We start from the raw sequence: 15,993 nt of genomic DNA, 5'->3' as shown, positions 1-15,993 counted from the left end.
GAAAAAAGAAAGCAAAGGATCTGCTTTCTTTTCCCTTTTTATACTTGGGCTGTTGATACCCGCGCTGTTCTCGTTATATCCATATCTATGCCATATGTAAACTGTAATTCTTTACAAACATCTTTAATTAAAATTGCAACATTATACTTCTCATTAAATTGTAAAACGATGTTTTCTACTTCTTCATATGTATACTTATATTCCCCTGTAATGACACTTTTTAAATCAAAGCATTCATTTATACAAAGTTGTACAAGCAGCTGGTCATATTTCTCTATTACATCTTCTTTCTTCCACAGTACCTCTTTTACATATAACCGATCAAACTTCACGCTTTCTCGATTACAATCCGTTAAAATCCGGGTCATTTCATTTAATTCTCGATACAATTCAGAAATATTTTTGCTTAAACTAAGCAGTTTATCTACACCGTTTTCATATAACATATTCATTCCACCCCCGCATTTTCTTCCTCTTATTATAGCAAGAAAATTCTAAAAATAGTTTCTTTCTTCTGAAATATTAGGAAACGAATTTCGATTGCTTTACAATGAAACTAGCGAACACGAAAGGGGAAAGAAAATTGGAGCAAAAATTATATTACACTGACGCTTATAAGCAAGACTTTACTACAAAAGTTATAAAGCAAGATTATGATAAAGACGGTAACTTATACGTTATTTTAAACGAAACGGCATTTTACCCAACAGGTGGCGGGCAACCCCATGATACTGGAACTTTAAATGGCATTGCTGTACTTGGTGTTGAAGAAGTCGACGAAGAAATCCGCCACTTCATTGCAGAACAATTACATACAGAAGAAGTAGAAGGTAAAATTAATTGGGAGCGCCGTTTTGATCATATGCAACAACATGCGGCTCAGCACATTTTATCTGCTGCTTTTTGGGACCATTTTAACATGCCTACAATTGGATTCCATCTTGGTAAAGAAACAGTAACAATTGATTTAGAAACAGAAAATCTTCATGCGGAAACGGTTGAAAAAGCAGTACAAATTGCAAACAAAATTGTTTTTGAAAACCATCCAATCCGCATCGAGTGGATGAACTTAGAAAAAGCGAAAACGTTGCCCCTTCGTAAAGAACCGACTTTAACAGAAAATATACGTGTTGTTATAATTGAAAACTTCGACTACAATGGCTGTGGCGGAACACATCCGAAACATACAGGGGAAGTAGGTCCTATTCAAGTATTAGGATGGGAGCGTAATAAAGGTGGCATACGATTAACCTTTATCGCTGGCTGGCGCACACTAAAACTTATGGGGCAACAGCAACAAATTATGAAGGATGTTTCTAAACAATTAAACAGTAGCGAAAATGATATTCCAACAAAAGTAGCACAACTTCTTACTTCTCAAAAAGAAAACGAAAAAACAATACAAACAATGAATGAAAAATTATTATATGCAGAGGCAAACGAACTACTGCAACAGCCTTCAGAAATACATGCTGGCATACTTATTTCTAAAGTGTTTACAAATCGTTCTATGCAAGAAATCGCAAAACTTTCCGCTATTATTACAGAACAACAAGAACATGCCATTACATATTTTGTTATTGAAAATGAGGACAAATTACAATGTATTCTTGCTTGCGGAAAGACAGTCACACTTGATATGAACTCACTTTTAAAAGACGCTCTTCCTGCTATTGAAGGAAAAGGTGGCGGAAATAAAAAGAGTGCGCGCGGCGGTGGAAAAGCGATTATGACCGGAGATGAGTTTTTAAATCAACTTGTTTCTTCTTTACAATCAGCAGTATAAAACATGTTTATGGAGGATAGCTAACGGCTATCCTTCAACTATATTTACAGGGCAATATTTTGTTTCAATCCTTGGTAACTCCCTGCATTTGCAAACCCTTCATTTACAAGCTTTATAAAAGTTTCCGAAAAACCATATTGACTTAAACCTTTAATCGGTACCATTTGTACATCATGAATCGGATTATGATCAAATTCATTTGATGGTAACATAATTTCCCCTGCAATCTTTTCCAGTAAAGATGTAATATGCAATAAAGATGGGCTAGCATCTGGTTTATCACAAACATAGAGTAGCTTCTTAACTTTAACTTCTAACCCTGTTTCTTCTCTCATTTCTCGAATCATTGCTTCTTCTAACGTTTCACCATTCTCCACCCTTCCCCCAGGTAAAGACCAATTGCGATTGGCAACTTTTTGCTTTACTAGCAATACTTTTTCATCTTCAATTAAAATTCCAGTAACACGAACTTGCATTACATTTTCCATATACAATCTCCTCTTCCTATTAAATTTACAAATAAATCCTTCCACAAAAAGAACGTATGTTTTATAATTAAAGAAAATTATGGAAGAAAGAAGTTGTTACATTCATGCGTCCATCTTTAACAAAGTCTATATCACTTGAAGATTTCCAAAACTATTATTGGTTAAAAGCAGAACTTCAAACATTTTGTCGTGAGAATGGTTTACCAGCTAGTGGCTCTAAGATTGGAATAACCGAGCGTATCTCACATTATTTACATACTGGTAAAATATTAAAAAACAGCTCTGGTCCAAAAGCGAGTAAAACTTCTCTCTCTTATAAAGACCTTTCTCTTCAAACTGTTATTACTGAAAATCACCGCTGTAGCGAAGAGGTTCGGGCCTTTTTCAAAGAAAAAATTGGAGCAAACTTCCGCTTTACAGTAGCTCTTCAAAAATTTTTCAAAGAGAATATTGGAAAAACATATGAAGACGCGGTAGCTTTTTGGCATGAAGAAAACGAACGAAAAAAAGACCCTACATACAAAACAACGATCAGTGCACAATTTGAATACAATCGCTTTACTCGTGACTTTTTCGAAGATCCAAATAATAAAGGAAAATCAAAAGCTGATGCTATCTCTGCTTGGAACGAAATAAAAGCAAAGCCTGGTAGCAATGCTTATATTCCTCAAAGAGTAGAAAACTAGTAGCACTACTATCAAGGCCTAAATCTAAAAAACTTTAAAAGATAATTAAATATTGAATAGAAATTAGTTGTTATTCAAGTATGTAATCACCGATATTAAGCATTTATCTCTTAGTTTGAATTTATATTTGCATAAATAGGCAATTGAGAAATAGATCCCAATTGCCTATTCAATTATTTAACTATCTCTTTTTCTTTCAGGAATAAAACTAGAAAGGAAAATGGCAACAACTAATGCCAGACTGAAGTTTTCAGTAGTATCAACCTCTAAACCATTTTTCCATTGATATATAAAGGATATCAATAATAAAAGTATTGCAATTCCACCCGTATATCTTACTACTTTTCGCTTAGTTCCCGTTTCGTTGCTTTTCATATGTATCCCTCTTTCTTATTTATTAAGTAAAGTATGCTGCATTGTATCTTCAGTGCCATCAATTTTTTTGTTCATCTCATTTGCATTTGCTTAAATACTGTCTTTTTCATCCATTCTTTTTGTGATGTATGTTTCCGCTATGAGTGTTTATAAACATGATATGGCAATACTTCACGTTCATTTGAAAGGATTTTAAAATATTGATTATAACCTTTACTCTAATTCAAATGATAATTTATATTGTCTATCATATTTGTAGATCATTTTTTCTCTTGCATCAGAATAACTCCCTCCTTGCTGTTTGAGTTTCTGTACTTAAAATATACATGTTCATTTATGTTAATAACAATTAGTAAAATTCCATTAAAATTTTAGCGAATTATCAATTGTTTTAAACTTGATATTTTACCTTTTTGGAAATTTCAGAAGGATTTACTCCCCTAACTAGATATTTGACGAAAGTAATGTACTTGAATGGGAGCGTTATAAACATAGTAGTTTTACTAGTGTTAATTCCCTATTAGATCAATACATAAAAAAACCCACTTAAGCGTAGCTTAAGTGGGGAGTTGACTAGATATTTTCAAGTACTTTGCTGACATTTTATAAGCGCGATTATCATAAAAATAGTTTCCTAGTTCAGTAGCGAGTTCACGAACTAGAGGGTATTGCTTTTTTTCTAGACCCCTTTCAATAGCTTTTTGCATATTTTTCTCATATCCATGATTATCGCCCCTTAATTTGGATATTTTCCCCTTAAGTCCATATATTTCAACATATGCGTGTGGCATATCAGAAATTGATAACATTTCTAATGCATCATCCATCAGTTTATTAACAATTTTCCAGTCTTTAGATTCTATATAAATTTCTATTAAGTTTCTTACTGCGTATATTTTTTGAGCTTGATCTGGATAAAGATTGCTAGTCTGTAAACTTTTTTCATAACATTTAATAGAATTGGTGTAATCTTTTAATCCTTGATATATTTTCCCATAATTATATGCAATTAAAGGTAAATACATAGGATTATCGCTAACCTCTGCTTTAATTTCTGCTTGTTTTAAAGATTCAAGAGCTTTCTCTGATAGATTATCTTTTTGATATTGTAATGCAATAATTATAAGAATGTTTATTACTTGATTTTCTACATTTAATTTTTCATACAATCTGTAGGCTTTTTTAGCATACAAACGACTAATCGTTTGATCTTTATAAAGACTTTGATTTGTTAGACTTAGATTATAATATATATCAGCGTGTAGCCTAGTTTCATCTAAACCAAGTAAACTCTCTGTCTGCATATAAATTTCATTTGCAGTCATATAGTCTTGTTTATTAGAAAAATAATGACCTCGAGCCATTAAATAATATATAAAGTCTTGAGTATATGGGGAGGCTACTTGATTTGGAATTACTTGCAAAGCCTCATTTACAATCGTTGCTACATGTAATAAGTTATTATTTCGAGAATGATAGTATATTAAAACACCATAGGCCTTTAATAATAAGAGAATAGAGTCTGTATCGCGAACATACAACTCTAAAGATGATAAGTCTTTAGAGCTTATAATATTATCATTTTTATACCTATTACATATTTCAAGAATCTTAGCTTCAATATCCTCATAATCTACACCTACAAGAAAGTTGTAATCAATATCTAGATTTTTAGCGATTTTTTTTAAAACAGAATTTGAAGGTTTAATTTGTCCATTTTCAATTCTACTTAAATAAGTTATAGAACATATCCCTGATACTACTTCCCCTTGCGTGAATTCTTTATGCATACGTATTTGTCGAATCCGTTCGCCAATGTTCATATTCCCATTCCTTTCTTCAAATAAACTGGTTTAATTATTTTAGAGCAATATAATAAGAATAACGCCTATATTACCTATCATAATATATGTATAGTTTTATGTTCAGAGAGAGAAATGTTATTAATACTTATCTGGATGCATATGAAATTTTTATGCTCAATTTACTAATATCAACTTTCTCATCTTCCACCAATATTACTACATTATACCAATTCTATGAGGCTAAGGCTTACAAATTTAACCTCAGGTAACTCAAAAATATAGAATAATAGTTGTTTGTTTTTTGGTTACTAAGAGAGGATATTCACTCATATATAGAACTAATTATCCCCTATTAATCATAGTACAGTTAATACCTCACTAGTCTTCTACTTTCTCAAATAATAGCGCAAGCCCTATTCCACCACCAATTCCTAACGTCGCAATTCCATATTTCATATGCTCTCTTTTCGCTTGATAAAACAAACGTGTCACAAGCATAGCCCCAGATGCACCGTACGGATGACCGAGTGCAATTGCCCCACCATTTACATTTAATTTTTCGAAAGGAATTTGTAACTTCTTTACACAAGCTACAACTTTTGAAGCAAATGCTTCATTTATTTCAAAATAATCAATATCCTCTATTTTTACATTCATTTCATTTAATAATTTGTTCACCGCAAATATTGGACCCGTTCCCGGGAGATTAGGATCCACTCCAACCACAGCACTACGAACGAAACGAAGGACAGGCTTATATCCTGATTTTCGAGCTTGCCCCTCTTCCATTACAAGAACAGCACATGCCCCATCATTGACACCACACGAATTACCTGCCGTTACTGTACCATTTTGTAAAAATGCAGGTTTTGTTCTTTTAATAATTCGTTCATAATTCATTTCTGGCTTTATAGATTCATCTAATAATCCATGAAAAGACAATATTTCATCATGTATATATCCTTTTTCTAATGCTTGCAGTGTTCGTTTATAACTGAGGCAAGCATACTCGTCTTGCATTTCTCTCGTGATGTTATAACGTTCTGCAACATATTCAGCCGCTACTCCCATATCAGGATCGCCAATTGTTGCCGGTGAAAATCGCGCTCTATTTTGAAAAGGTGATGTACTTGTACTCTCTACTCCCCCTGCAATATAACAAGTACCTGCTCCGCCTTGAATGAGATGACATGCAGTGCGAATGGCTTCCAATCCGGCACCACATTGCCGGTCAATCGTTACACCCGGAATATGATGACTAAGCCCTGCTTCTAAAGCAGATAATCTCGCAACATTCCCTCCTGGCCCAACAACATTCCCTAATATAACATCGTCTATTTCCCTCTCAATTCCTTTACCTAGAAATGAGAGCAGTGGTGCGACTAATTGCTGAACTTCATAGTCTTTCAGCATCCCATTCTTCTTACCAATAGGTGTTCTTTTTGCTTCTACAATAACTGCTCTATTCATATATTTTCTCCTGATTTTCAATGATACTTTTTGCTTCCATACGAGCGATTTTCCCGCTATTTGTATACGGTATTTCATCTACAAAATACCATTCTTTCGGTATTTTAAAAGAGGATAATCTTTGTAAGCAAAAACTCTTTAATTGTTGCCTCGTAGCACTTCCTTTTACGATGGCGACAGGTTTTTCACCCCAGTAACTATCTTCCACACCAATTACAACTATTTCATCAACAGCTGGATGTTCATGTAATACGCTTTCTATTTCTTCTGGGAAAATATTAATTCCTCCAAATAAAATCATATTCTTCTCTCTACCGATAATATAAATAAATCCTTCTTCATCTTCATAACCTACATCTCGCACTGTCATCCAGCCATCTACAGTCAACTCTGGAACTAAAACCTTATCCAAGATGTATCCCATAAAAAACTGATCACTTTTCACATAAACAGTTCCTATCTCACCTTTCTGCACTTCTTCTCCTACTTCATTACATATTCGAACTTGCACATTGTGACAAGGTTTCCCTACTGAATTTGGTCTTCTATTACTCTCTTCATCAACTAGTGCTGTTACAAAGCTTAATTCCGATGCACCGTAAAATTCATATTTTTGCGCATTAGGGAATATACTCTTTATTTTTTCTTTCGCTTCAGCTTCCCATTTGGCTCCTGACGAAATAATTTTCATTTCATTTTCTATTACTCTATTTTCTTTATATAAAGATTCAAGCATTGTAGGAACTGTATACATGACCGAAATATGTCCTGTTTCTAACTTATCCAATACTTGATCTGGAATAAACTTTCTCATAACGTGCACTGTTTGCCCCATATATAATGCACTTATTGCACCATATAAGAAAAGAGAATGAACGAGCGTCCCAGCTATTAATATAGAATCTTCTTTTTTCATATGAAAGTCATGTATATTGCAATCAAAACTATGAAGCCACGATTGTTGCGCACGTAAAAACGCTTTTGCTTTTCCAGTCGATCCTGATGTGAATCCCATATAAAAAGGAGCATTTTGTACATTTTCTATAGGGAAATATGTAGGAAGATATTTCTCAATCATCCTTTTCCACTCATCAATTTCAATTACTCTTCCTTCTTCACCCGGTAAATCATTTAACTTATATCTCTCTGTCACAATCATATCCGGATTACTAATTGCAATTCTTTCTTTGAGCTCATCTTGTTTCCACTTTATATCTAGTGGCACACAAACCCATCCGGCCATAGCAGCACCCGCGAATAATTGTAAAAACTCGATACGATTTTCTAATACAATTGCTATCGTTTTATTCTTCGATTCTTTTTCATTCAACCAGTTTGCAACTTTACACAATGACTCAAACCAATCTTTATATGTTAAAACTCGATTATTTTCCTTTATTGCTATTTTATTCGGTTGTAAAGAGGCATAATTTTTATATTCTTTTGTAATCCCCATTTGAGACGTCCTTCCTTTACAAAATAATAAAAAGAAACACGCAATGAACGTGTTTCTTATCCTGCATTTGTATATTTCCCACTCTTTAGAGCAGGCGTAATAATATGTTTCAATGAACGATGTAATTTCGTTACGAGAATCGCTGCTATAATTGCCTTTATGCAATCACCTGGTAAAAATACGACACTTACTTTCATCGTCTGCCATATAGAAATATCCATTACGAAAGCTTGTACAATAATACCAAATACATAAACTACGAAAATACCACCAATTATATTAATACATAATACCTTTATTATAGAAACTTCACGTAAACGCTCAATTAAATAACCGATCACAAACGCTCCAACAATATAACCAAGTAAATATCCTGCACTTGGCCCAACAAATACACTAAGGCCACCGCGCCCACCAGCAAGTAATGGTGCTCCAACTCCTACAATAAGTAAGAAAATAAGCTGACTTATTGCCCCAAGGCGGGATCCTAATAACCCACCAGCTAGCATAACACCAAGTGATTGTAATGTAATAGGAACTGGTGTAATAGAAAGAGCAATTGGAGGTATTAACCCTAACACTCCCATAATAGAACTAAATAAAGCGACGAAAACTAAGTTTTTTGTATTCATATTTGCTTCTCCTATTTGTAAACTTAAAATACTTTTCGGGTAACATATTATAGGAGTTATATTATCTTTCTATTCAGCTTTTGTCAACTTGTTTTATTTATTAGTTTACAAATATAAATTCAATTATTTCTCTTTATGCAAATGCTCAAGTTCTTTCCGAAGCGCCTGTTTTAAAAACTTCCCAACAGATGTTTTCGGTATTTCTTCCATAAATACAATATCGTCTGGTAGCCACCACTTCGCAAACTGTGGTTTTAAAAACTCATATATTTCTTCTTTTGTTACTGTACTATTTTTCTTTTGAACGACGCACGCAACTGGTCGCTCTTGCCACTGCGGATGAGGAACCGCAACGACAGCTGCTTCAAATATAGCATCATGTGCCATTAATGCATTTTCAAGGTCAACTGAAGAAATCCACTCACCTCCGCTTTTAATCACATCTTTCGTACGGTCAACAATTTTCACGCAGCCTTCCTCATCAACCGTAACAACATCTCCTGTATATAACCAACCATCACGAAAACCTTCGACAGTACGATCATCGTTATAATAGCTTTCAGCGATCCATGGTGCTCGTAAACATAGTTCTCCCATCTCCGTACCATCCCACTTCACTTCACCATTTGTACCGACTACTTTCATCTCTACACCAGGAACAAGATACCCTTGTTTTGATCGAATTTCCAATTGATCTTCATACGATAATTCTGTTTCATAACTTTTTAAACGTGCAAGTGTTACGAGTGGGCTTGTTTCGGTCATACCATATGCATGGATGAACGGAACATTATGTTTCTGTTCAAATGCTTTAATAACACTCTTCGGTGCAGCTGCACCACCGCATAGTATTCTCGTCATACTAGATAAATCGTAACTATTATTTTCTAACTCTTGTAATACACCAAGCCAAATTGTCGGTACACCGGCCGCTAACGTCACTTTTTCTGATTGAATCATTTCTAATAAAATTTTCGGCGTAAACATCGGTCCTGGAAGAACTTGTTTTGATCCAAACCAAGTAGCAGCGAAAGGAAGTCCCCAAGCATTCACATGGAACATCGGTACAATCGCCATCGCCGCATCACTTTCCGATAAAGCAGCTGTATCCGCTAAACCGAGTGCCATACAATGCAGTACAGTACTACGATGCGTATACACAACACCTTTTGGGTTTCCTGTAGTCGCTGACGTATAACACATACCAGCAGGTGTATTTTCATCAATACCTTTTACAAATTGGAAAGTTGGATCGCCTTCTTCTAATAGCTTTTCATAATGATATACAGGTTCTAGCGTAGTATTTGGAAGTTCATCTTTATCAGTCATAATAATGTAGGCTTGTACAGTTGATAATTGTGATTGAATATTTTCAACGAGTGGTACGAGATCTTCATCAATAAGTAGAATTCGATCTTCTGCATGTTGAATAATGTATGAAATATGTTGAGGAGATAAACGAATATTAATTGTGTGTAAAACGGAAGCAATACCAGGAATAGCAAAATATGCTTCCACATGTCGATGATGATTCCACGCTAACGTTCCTATACGCTCGCCTTCTTTAATTCCTAATTTTTTTAACGCACTGGAAAGTCTTCTCGTTCTTTCACCTAACTGCTTATACGTTAACGTCGTAACTGTATCATGTGTCCGTGAAACAATTTCTTTCTTCGAAAACAGTTTTTCTGCTCTTTCCATCATAGAACTAATTGTTAGCGGTACATTCATCATCATATTGGTTACATCCCCCTTTAAAGCGTTTTCATTTTTCGTTTATTATAACAGACTTCCGCAAATAATTACGACATTTTTCTGTATTTTCTGAATTATTTCTTTGGAAATAATTCAGAAAATACTAAGAGAAACTTACTAAAATTCCTTCTTACGATATATAAATACCGAAATGAAATAAGAAAAGATATATATGATAACGCCAAATATCGTATATAGAATGGAAACGTATAAAGATGAATTTAAATTTGATATTGGAAATTGTTCTATTAGATAGCCAATTACACTTTGTAATCCAAAATAAATAACAAGTCCCCCGCATGCGCCTCCAATTGTAATAGCATCAGATTTTTCTGCTCCAAAAACATAGAGAAGCGGATAAGCTATTGCTCCGGCATTAAGGATGATGAACGTCCCTAAAGAAACACTCTTAAATATATCATTATCAATTGGTGTATCTGAAACGAAACTATATATATAAAATATGCCATACGACAATAAAGTACCAATAATTACAACTAAAAAATAGAAAAAGTAGTGACTTTGCACAATATTACTTCTAGTAACCGGTAAAGTAAGTACATATTTTTCATAACCTGACTTACTCTCATATTTAATAACTTCAAGTGCAGGAATTGCAGCAAATAATATAATGAACGTAGCGATTAAACGGTACATTGAAGCATTACCAAAATAAAAAACAAATCCCGATCCTAATATCGCTATTCCCATAAACATAAAGAAAGTTCGATACACTAGATAATAGTTTGTCAATAATAAACCTTTCATTTATTTTTCACTCCTCGTTAATAAAACACTTATTTCTTCTATCGAAATGGTTCTATGAGCAATACCACTTGGTAATTTATATATATCTGATACGAGTACATTGAAATATGAACCAAGTCTCCTTCTAGCCACAACTATATCTTTGTTAATTAAAGCTAATTGTTCTTCATCAACGTCTACAATGGCGTAACTTTTCAAAACTTTATCCTTTTCTTCGTTCAATAAAATTTCTCCATCTTTTATAATGATAAGATGGCTAGCTATTTTTTCTACATCACTCATAATATGAGAAGAAAGTAGTATACCACCATTACTTTTACTCACAAAACTTTTTAATTCCTCTAACACCTCTTCCCTAGATGAAGGATCGAGACCACCCGTCGCTTCATCTAGAATTAATAATTTTGCATTATGCGATAACGCAACAGCTATAGTTAGTTTCATTGACATTCCACGCGAGAATTTACCTACTTTCTCATTAGTAGGTAAAGAAAAAGTATGAACTAATCGATAAAAATTATCTTGATCCCAAGATTCAAACATCTTTTCAAAAACTTTGTTTAGTTGCTTTATCGTAAGATGAGCCGGTAGATTCATAGCATCAAATACGACTCCTATCTTTTCCTTAATCTTGGCATCTTTATTTATATTTTCTTCACCAAATATTTTTACTGTACCACTATCTTTAGAAATTAATTCTAGTACTGTTTTAAAGGTTGTTGATTTCCCTGCTCCATTGTCACCAATGAATCCAACAATTGATCCAGACGGCACATTGAAGGAAACATCTCTTAAAACAACTTTGTTTCCAAATGATTTACTTAAATTTTCAATTTCTAGAAGATTTGACATCACTACACTCCTATCTTAACTTTTCATAAAAGTATGTTTTCTCCTATTAAAAATGATCCACTTTTTCTCTCACTTTCTTTTTCAGTTTAAAAATAAGACGATTACTATATTCTTTATTTTCTACTAAAATTCGATACACCTCCAATACTCCTAACACCCGAACAAAAAGATAAACTCCGATAGCAATAAGTACAACACAGTATGGGTAATACTGCACTAATTCTCCTGAAGTGATATGCTTTTTCTCAAACAAAAACGGGATTGCGCCTGCGGCTATAAAACAAAATCCAACGATCATTACTGCGGCATACTTTTTCTTAATAATCGCATATCTCTTTGTGAATTCTTTTAGAAAGTTTTGATCAAATAATAGTTCTTCCTTTTTCAATACATTGTATCGACTCTCTTCTATCGTTACAGGTACCATCATCGCTCCAATTCCAAGAACAGCAACAATAATGACAAGGAATGTCGACATTGTTGCATTTTCTTTAAATAATAAATACGGTATTGTAGATAAAATGAGTAAACTAAATCCTAGCGCTATATATTTAGAAATTTTTTGTCCATACGCTACATACCCTTCTGCCATTTCCTGACTTACATAATAACCATCCACATTTTCATTACTTTGCTCAGCTGTTTCTTTTAATAAATAATCAAGTGATACTTCAAATACATTTCCAATCATTATTAACTTTTCAGTTTCAGGAAAACCTTGACCGTTTTCCCATTTACTAACCGCTTGCCTTGTTGTGTTTAATTTCTCAGCTAATGCTTCTTGAGAAAGACCCTTTTCCTTTCTTAATTTAAAAAGCTTTTCACCAAATCCCATATGTGTGTCCCCCTTTGTTTTCTTACCTAAATTGTATGTAAACATTGCCCTTATCTCTATCTTCCTGCGGTTGCACTTTGTCAACTTACGGTTGCGATTGTGTTATATAGCGGTTTTCCATAAGATTTAGCTAGTTTTCTTCTATGATTAGGGCGTTTATAAAACACTCCACCTCAATAACCAATTATAACAATTAAAGGTAATTATTGTTATAAAAAAACAAAAACTCCCTCATTCATTTAAAGGAGTTTTCGATATGAAATATTCCAAGAAGGGCTAATTTTTCTTTCTCATACTCATTCACAATTTCTTCTATACATTTTTGTACGTTGTGCAACGATTAATAAGCATCCCACACAGTATATGTTGTCATCTCTTTATATAAGGCATATTCATATATATGTAAAATATTACTCTTATTAACTTCCCTAATAAAACCACTTCTCAATAATCATAACGGCTTCTGCTTAAACTTTTCATAATTTCGTACCTTTAATGAAAGGATATTCCCACAATCTGTACAAATATAAGCATCCACTGGTGAAGATGTGAACATCGTCTCCTTTTTCCGTATTTGTGCATAGCCAATAAACTCACCTTCACCGATGTGATGTGAGCCACAATAAGAGCATGTCTGCACGTCTTTCTGTTTCATGAGAGCACCACCTTTAATCTGTTTCTACTCCCTTCGACAGTTCACTTCCATTTCCCTTCCAAAAAACTTCTAATTCTCTTACATTTCAACAGGAATCTTAGAACATAAAGCGTATATGTACTATGAAATATATTTAATGACGGGGGAATTTTATGAGTACTATTGTGACACTTAATACAGCAAATGAAATTGAAAACGCAGAAATACATATGCTTTCTTCTAGATTAGCGCTACTACAAGCAATAAGTGGAAATCCAATGCAAGTACAAATGAAAAAGTTTGGTAGTGCCACTGCTTTTTCATCAAAAGTAATTGCTGGTCCGGCTTTTAATACGGTAAAAGGTATTACATTTACAAATACAAATGAATTAGATGAAATTATCTCTTATTATCAAGCATTACAAATCCCTTGCCGTTTTGAAATTACACCCGCTCAAGGGACAGCTGAATTATTTCAATACTTATCTCAAAAAGGATTTTACCAATCCAGCTTCCATACCGCTTTATATAGTATACCGAGAGAAGATCCATCCCTGCTTCCTGCCAACATTTCAGTACGCCAACTGAAAGAAAATGAATTTCACATTTTTGCAGACATATATGTACGTGGATTTAATATGCCATCCTTTACAAAAGATGGAGTGCGCCAAAATAACGAAATTCTTTACGATAAACCAGGATGGCATTTTTTCATAGCCGAAGTTCAAAATACTCCTGCAGGCATTGGTGTCCTATACATAAATAATGGGATTGCTTCATTAGCTGCTTCTGCTACTTTGCCAGAATTTCAGCGTAAAGGCTGTCATACTGCATTAATTCAAAAACGAATTGAGACAGCTATTGAATCCAATTGTCATTTAATAGTTGGACAAGCAAGGTTCGGTAGCGGCAGTCAAAACAATATGGAACGTGCCCATATGAAAATCGCTTATACGAAATCAATATGGACTGCAAAAAACATATAATTAACATTCTTTCTCTTTTCATTACACTTTTATACATTTTATTGCAATTTATTTTCTACCCTATTAATCATTTGAATATTCAAACTAGATTTGTTACGCTATTAATAGATACATCATTCAACTTGCAATATGAAAAGGGAATTCTAATCAAACTACAAGGAGGAGAAATGTATGACTAAACATGATCATGGTTTAAAAGAAAAAGTAGAAGGTGCTATTGATAAAGTAAAAGGTGAAGTAAAAGAAGTTGTCGGGAAAGTAACTGACAACAAAAAATTACAAGCTGAAGGAAAATGGGATAAAGTGAAGGGCACCGCTAAAGATACTGTCGGTAATGTGAAAGAAAAAGTTCATGAATATAAAGAACATAAAGAGAATAAATAAAAGAACGAAAATGTATGGTTGTGCAAGTAGTAAGTAACTAGATCTGAAAAAAGAGAATTTGCCCCATAAAATCATTTTAAAACGACAAATAGATGCCCCAAGGCATCTATTTGTCTATAAACAACTATTTTAATTATATAATCACTCTGATTTTTCCTTACTAACCTTTTCTAACATAATGCCTTTGCTACAGTAAAGGCTCACTTTGTGAAATTTGGTTTTAGGTCACCTGTATACGGTTCATGTTCAACAAAGATTTTTATATCTTTTCCATTCGCATCTTTCCCCATTCTTGTATACGTAAATTTCTCTTTATTTAATTCTGTAAGTTCAAGAACTGCACCGTATTTATTATTTCCTAACGAAACGTGGGCTCTTATTTTATTACCATGTACAACATCAAAGAAACCATAGTCTCCACGACTTTCTCCTGTATTCACATTGAAAAACTCATATTTATTTGTATTTTTATCATATTTTGCTAGACTGATTAAGTTTGAATTGTATTTTGTTACATTATTGCCCTGTTCGTCTAATACCACCGTTCCGTTCCATAGTGTGCTAGACAAAATTTCATCTCCATCAACGTCTGTAACTATTTTCCCGGTCGAACTTTCTAAGTTTTTATCAGGTCGAGTGAAAGATAGCTCTTTTTCTTGATAAGGAACATGTTCAACAAATACTTCTACATCGTTCCCTTTTGCATCTTTCCCCATTCTTTTATATGTAAATTTCTCCTTATCTAATTGCGTTAATCCAACAACTGCTTGATAATTTTGCGTCTCAGAAATTAGTACTCTTTTCTTTCCATCATTCGTTATAAAAAAGGTACCGCTATCATTACGACTCTCTCCTGTACTTGCATTAAAAAATTCATACCTTGCCGTTTTAGCATCATACTTTGCAAGCCCGATGAAATTCTGATTTTCTTTCGTTAAATCATTATGATCTTTGTCATAGACTTTTGTCCCTTGCCAATTTGTTTCACCAAGTATGCTAGCTAATAGTTGCCCTTTCGTTTCTTGAGTTTGCTCAGTTTCTTGTATTGCATTGTATAAAAATTGTGCATACTGTTCACGCG

General features: G+C 33.7%; 17 protein-coding genes and 1 pseudogene. 4 read left to right on the top strand and 14 right to left on the bottom strand.

Annotation, left to right across the window (positions count from 1 at the left end):
• Window positions 1-38: 38 nt before the first annotated feature.
• On the bottom strand, window positions 39-446 hold the full coding sequence (locus tag KI369_RS09015) for a hypothetical protein (protein ID WP_000965140.1): 408 nt from the start codon (window positions 444-446) through the stop codon (window positions 39-41).
• Window positions 447-583: 137 nt separating this feature from the next.
• Between KI369_RS09015 and KI369_RS09010 the strand changes: the two genes are divergently transcribed.
• Window positions 584-1,786 carry an alanyl-tRNA editing protein gene (locus KI369_RS09010; RefSeq protein ID WP_212955720.1) on the top strand — a complete coding sequence of 401 codons (1,203 nt, stop codon included), beginning with the start codon at window positions 584-586 and terminating at the stop codon, window positions 1,784-1,786.
• Window positions 1,787-1,830: 44 nt separating this feature from the next.
• Here the strand turns inward: KI369_RS09010 and KI369_RS09005 are convergent, their stop codons facing one another.
• Complete coding sequence (locus tag KI369_RS09005; RefSeq protein WP_212955719.1) at window positions 1,831-2,274, bottom strand: NUDIX hydrolase; 444 nt, start codon at window positions 2,272-2,274, stop codon at window positions 1,831-1,833.
• Between the two features lie 104 nt (window positions 2,275-2,378).
• On the opposite strand from KI369_RS09005, the gene KI369_RS09000 reads away from it, so the two are divergent.
• The gene (locus KI369_RS09000; RefSeq protein ID WP_212955718.1) at window positions 2,379-2,960 is read left to right on the top strand and encodes a DUF6434 domain-containing protein; all 582 of its coding nucleotides are present in this window, start codon (window positions 2,379-2,381) and stop codon (window positions 2,958-2,960) included.
• 177 nt (window positions 2,961-3,137) lie between these two features.
• Here KI369_RS09000 and KI369_RS08995 read toward each other — a convergent pair whose 3' ends face one another.
• The 11 genes and pseudogenes from KI369_RS08995 to KI369_RS08950 form a co-directional block, all read right to left on the bottom strand.
• Window positions 3,138-3,335 (bottom strand): hypothetical protein, encoded by a 198-nt coding sequence (locus tag KI369_RS08995; protein WP_000840055.1) that lies wholly within the window; start codon window positions 3,333-3,335, stop codon window positions 3,138-3,140.
• Window positions 3,336-3,892: 557 nt separating this feature from the next.
• Window positions 3,893-5,158 (bottom strand): helix-turn-helix domain-containing protein, encoded by a 1,266-nt coding sequence (locus KI369_RS08990; protein WP_046198963.1) that lies wholly within the window; start codon window positions 5,156-5,158, stop codon window positions 3,893-3,895.
• Window positions 5,159-5,518: 360 nt separating this feature from the next.
• Window positions 5,519-6,610, bottom strand: coding sequence for an acetyl-CoA C-acyltransferase (locus KI369_RS08985; RefSeq protein WP_212955717.1), 1,092 nt, complete (start codon window positions 6,608-6,610; stop codon window positions 5,519-5,521).
• The gene (locus tag KI369_RS08980) at window positions 6,603-8,066 is read right to left on the bottom strand and encodes an acyl-CoA synthetase (RefSeq protein WP_212955716.1); all 1,464 of its coding nucleotides are present in this window, start codon (window positions 8,064-8,066) and stop codon (window positions 6,603-6,605) included. The genes KI369_RS08985 and KI369_RS08980 overlap by 8 nt, the downstream gene beginning before the upstream one ends.
• Before the next feature lie 56 nt (window positions 8,067-8,122).
• Entirely contained in the window at window positions 8,123-8,698 is a 576-nt protein-coding gene (locus KI369_RS08975) for a biotin transporter BioY (RefSeq protein ID WP_212955715.1), read from the bottom strand.
• A 123-nt stretch (window positions 8,699-8,821) separates the two neighbouring features.
• Window positions 8,822-10,435: a long-chain fatty acid--CoA ligase gene (locus KI369_RS08970; RefSeq protein ID WP_212955714.1), complete on the bottom strand. Its 1,614-nt coding sequence runs from the start codon at window positions 10,433-10,435 to the stop codon at window positions 8,822-8,824.
• Between the two features lie 135 nt (window positions 10,436-10,570).
• On the bottom strand, window positions 10,571-11,221 hold the full coding sequence (locus KI369_RS08965; RefSeq protein WP_212955713.1) for an ABC-2 transporter permease: 651 nt from the start codon (window positions 11,219-11,221) through the stop codon (window positions 10,571-10,573).
• A complete protein-coding gene (locus KI369_RS08960) occupies window positions 11,222-12,073 on the bottom strand; it encodes an ABC transporter ATP-binding protein (protein ID WP_212955712.1) in 852 nt (283 codons plus the stop codon).
• A 46-nt stretch (window positions 12,074-12,119) separates the two neighbouring features.
• A complete protein-coding gene (locus KI369_RS08955) occupies window positions 12,120-12,908 on the bottom strand; it encodes a helix-turn-helix domain-containing protein (RefSeq protein WP_212955711.1) in 789 nt (262 codons plus the stop codon).
• A gap of 262 nt (window positions 12,909-13,170) precedes the next feature.
• Window positions 13,171-13,356: pseudogene (locus KI369_RS29755) on the bottom strand (GNAT family N-acetyltransferase); the annotation flags it as partial.
• Window positions 13,357-13,359: 3 nt separating this feature from the next.
• A complete protein-coding gene (locus KI369_RS08950) occupies window positions 13,360-13,563 on the bottom strand; it encodes a hypothetical protein (RefSeq protein ID WP_099683436.1) in 204 nt (67 codons plus the stop codon).
• Between the two features lie 152 nt (window positions 13,564-13,715).
• On the opposite strand from KI369_RS08950, the gene KI369_RS08945 reads away from it, so the two are divergent.
• Window positions 13,716-14,528, top strand: coding sequence for a GNAT family N-acetyltransferase (locus KI369_RS08945; protein WP_212955710.1), 813 nt, complete (start codon window positions 13,716-13,718; stop codon window positions 14,526-14,528).
• A 171-nt stretch (window positions 14,529-14,699) separates the two neighbouring features.
• The gene (locus tag KI369_RS08940; protein ID WP_000160409.1) at window positions 14,700-14,912 is read left to right on the top strand and encodes a CsbD family protein; all 213 of its coding nucleotides are present in this window, start codon (window positions 14,700-14,702) and stop codon (window positions 14,910-14,912) included.
• A gap of 200 nt (window positions 14,913-15,112) precedes the next feature.
• On the opposite strand, the gene KI369_RS08935 is transcribed toward KI369_RS08940, so the two are convergent.
• Window positions 15,113-15,993: DUF4822 domain-containing protein (locus tag KI369_RS08935; RefSeq protein WP_212955709.1), on the bottom strand; the 881-nt coding region annotated here is incomplete at its 5' end.

This window comes from Bacillus sanguinis, from assembly GCF_018332475.1.
Classification (GTDB): Bacteria; Bacillota; Bacilli; order Bacillales; family Bacillaceae_G; genus Bacillus_A; species Bacillus_A sanguinis.
Note: the sequence above shows the minus strand (reverse complement) of the source record. Positions and strands in the feature narration are given on the sequence as shown.

Excerpts from the sequence above, each read along its gene's own strand:
- KI369_RS09015 (WP_000965140.1), bottom strand. The coding sequence starts at position 446 with ATGTTATATGAAAACGGTGTAGATAAACTGCTTAGTTTAAGCAAAAAT.
- KI369_RS09005 (WP_212955719.1), bottom strand. The coding sequence starts at position 2,274 with ATGGAAAATGTAATGCAAGTTCGTGTTACTGGAATTTTAATTGAAGAT.
- KI369_RS09000 (WP_212955718.1), top strand. The coding sequence starts at position 2,379 with ATGCGTCCATCTTTAACAAAGTCTATATCACTTGAAGATTTCCAAAAC.
- KI369_RS08995 (WP_000840055.1), bottom strand. The coding sequence starts at position 3,335 with ATGAAAAGCAACGAAACGGGAACTAAGCGAAAAGTAGTAAGATATACG.
- KI369_RS08990 (WP_046198963.1), bottom strand. The coding sequence starts at position 5,158 with ATGAACATTGGCGAACGGATTCGACAAATACGTATGCATAAAGAATTC.
- KI369_RS08985 (WP_212955717.1), bottom strand. The coding sequence starts at position 6,610 with ATGAATAGAGCAGTTATTGTAGAAGCAAAAAGAACACCTATTGGTAAG.
- KI369_RS08980 (WP_212955716.1), bottom strand. The coding sequence starts at position 8,066 with ATGGGGATTACAAAAGAATATAAAAATTATGCCTCTTTACAACCGAAT.
- KI369_RS08975 (WP_212955715.1), bottom strand. The coding sequence starts at position 8,698 with ATGAATACAAAAAACTTAGTTTTCGTCGCTTTATTTAGTTCTATTATG.
- KI369_RS08970 (WP_212955714.1), bottom strand. The coding sequence starts at position 10,435 with ATGATGATGAATGTACCGCTAACAATTAGTTCTATGATGGAAAGAGCA.
- KI369_RS08965 (WP_212955713.1), bottom strand. The coding sequence starts at position 11,221 with ATGAAAGGTTTATTATTGACAAACTATTATCTAGTGTATCGAACTTTC.
- KI369_RS08960 (WP_212955712.1), bottom strand. The coding sequence starts at position 12,073 with ATGTCAAATCTTCTAGAAATTGAAAATTTAAGTAAATCATTTGGAAAC.
- KI369_RS08955 (WP_212955711.1), bottom strand. The coding sequence starts at position 12,908 with ATGGGATTTGGTGAAAAGCTTTTTAAATTAAGAAAGGAAAAGGGTCTT.
- KI369_RS08950 (WP_099683436.1), bottom strand. The coding sequence starts at position 13,563 with ATGAAACAGAAAGACGTGCAGACATGCTCTTATTGTGGCTCACATCAC.
- KI369_RS08945 (WP_212955710.1), top strand. The coding sequence starts at position 13,716 with ATGAGTACTATTGTGACACTTAATACAGCAAATGAAATTGAAAACGCA.
- KI369_RS08940 (WP_000160409.1), top strand. The coding sequence starts at position 14,700 with ATGACTAAACATGATCATGGTTTAAAAGAAAAAGTAGAAGGTGCTATT.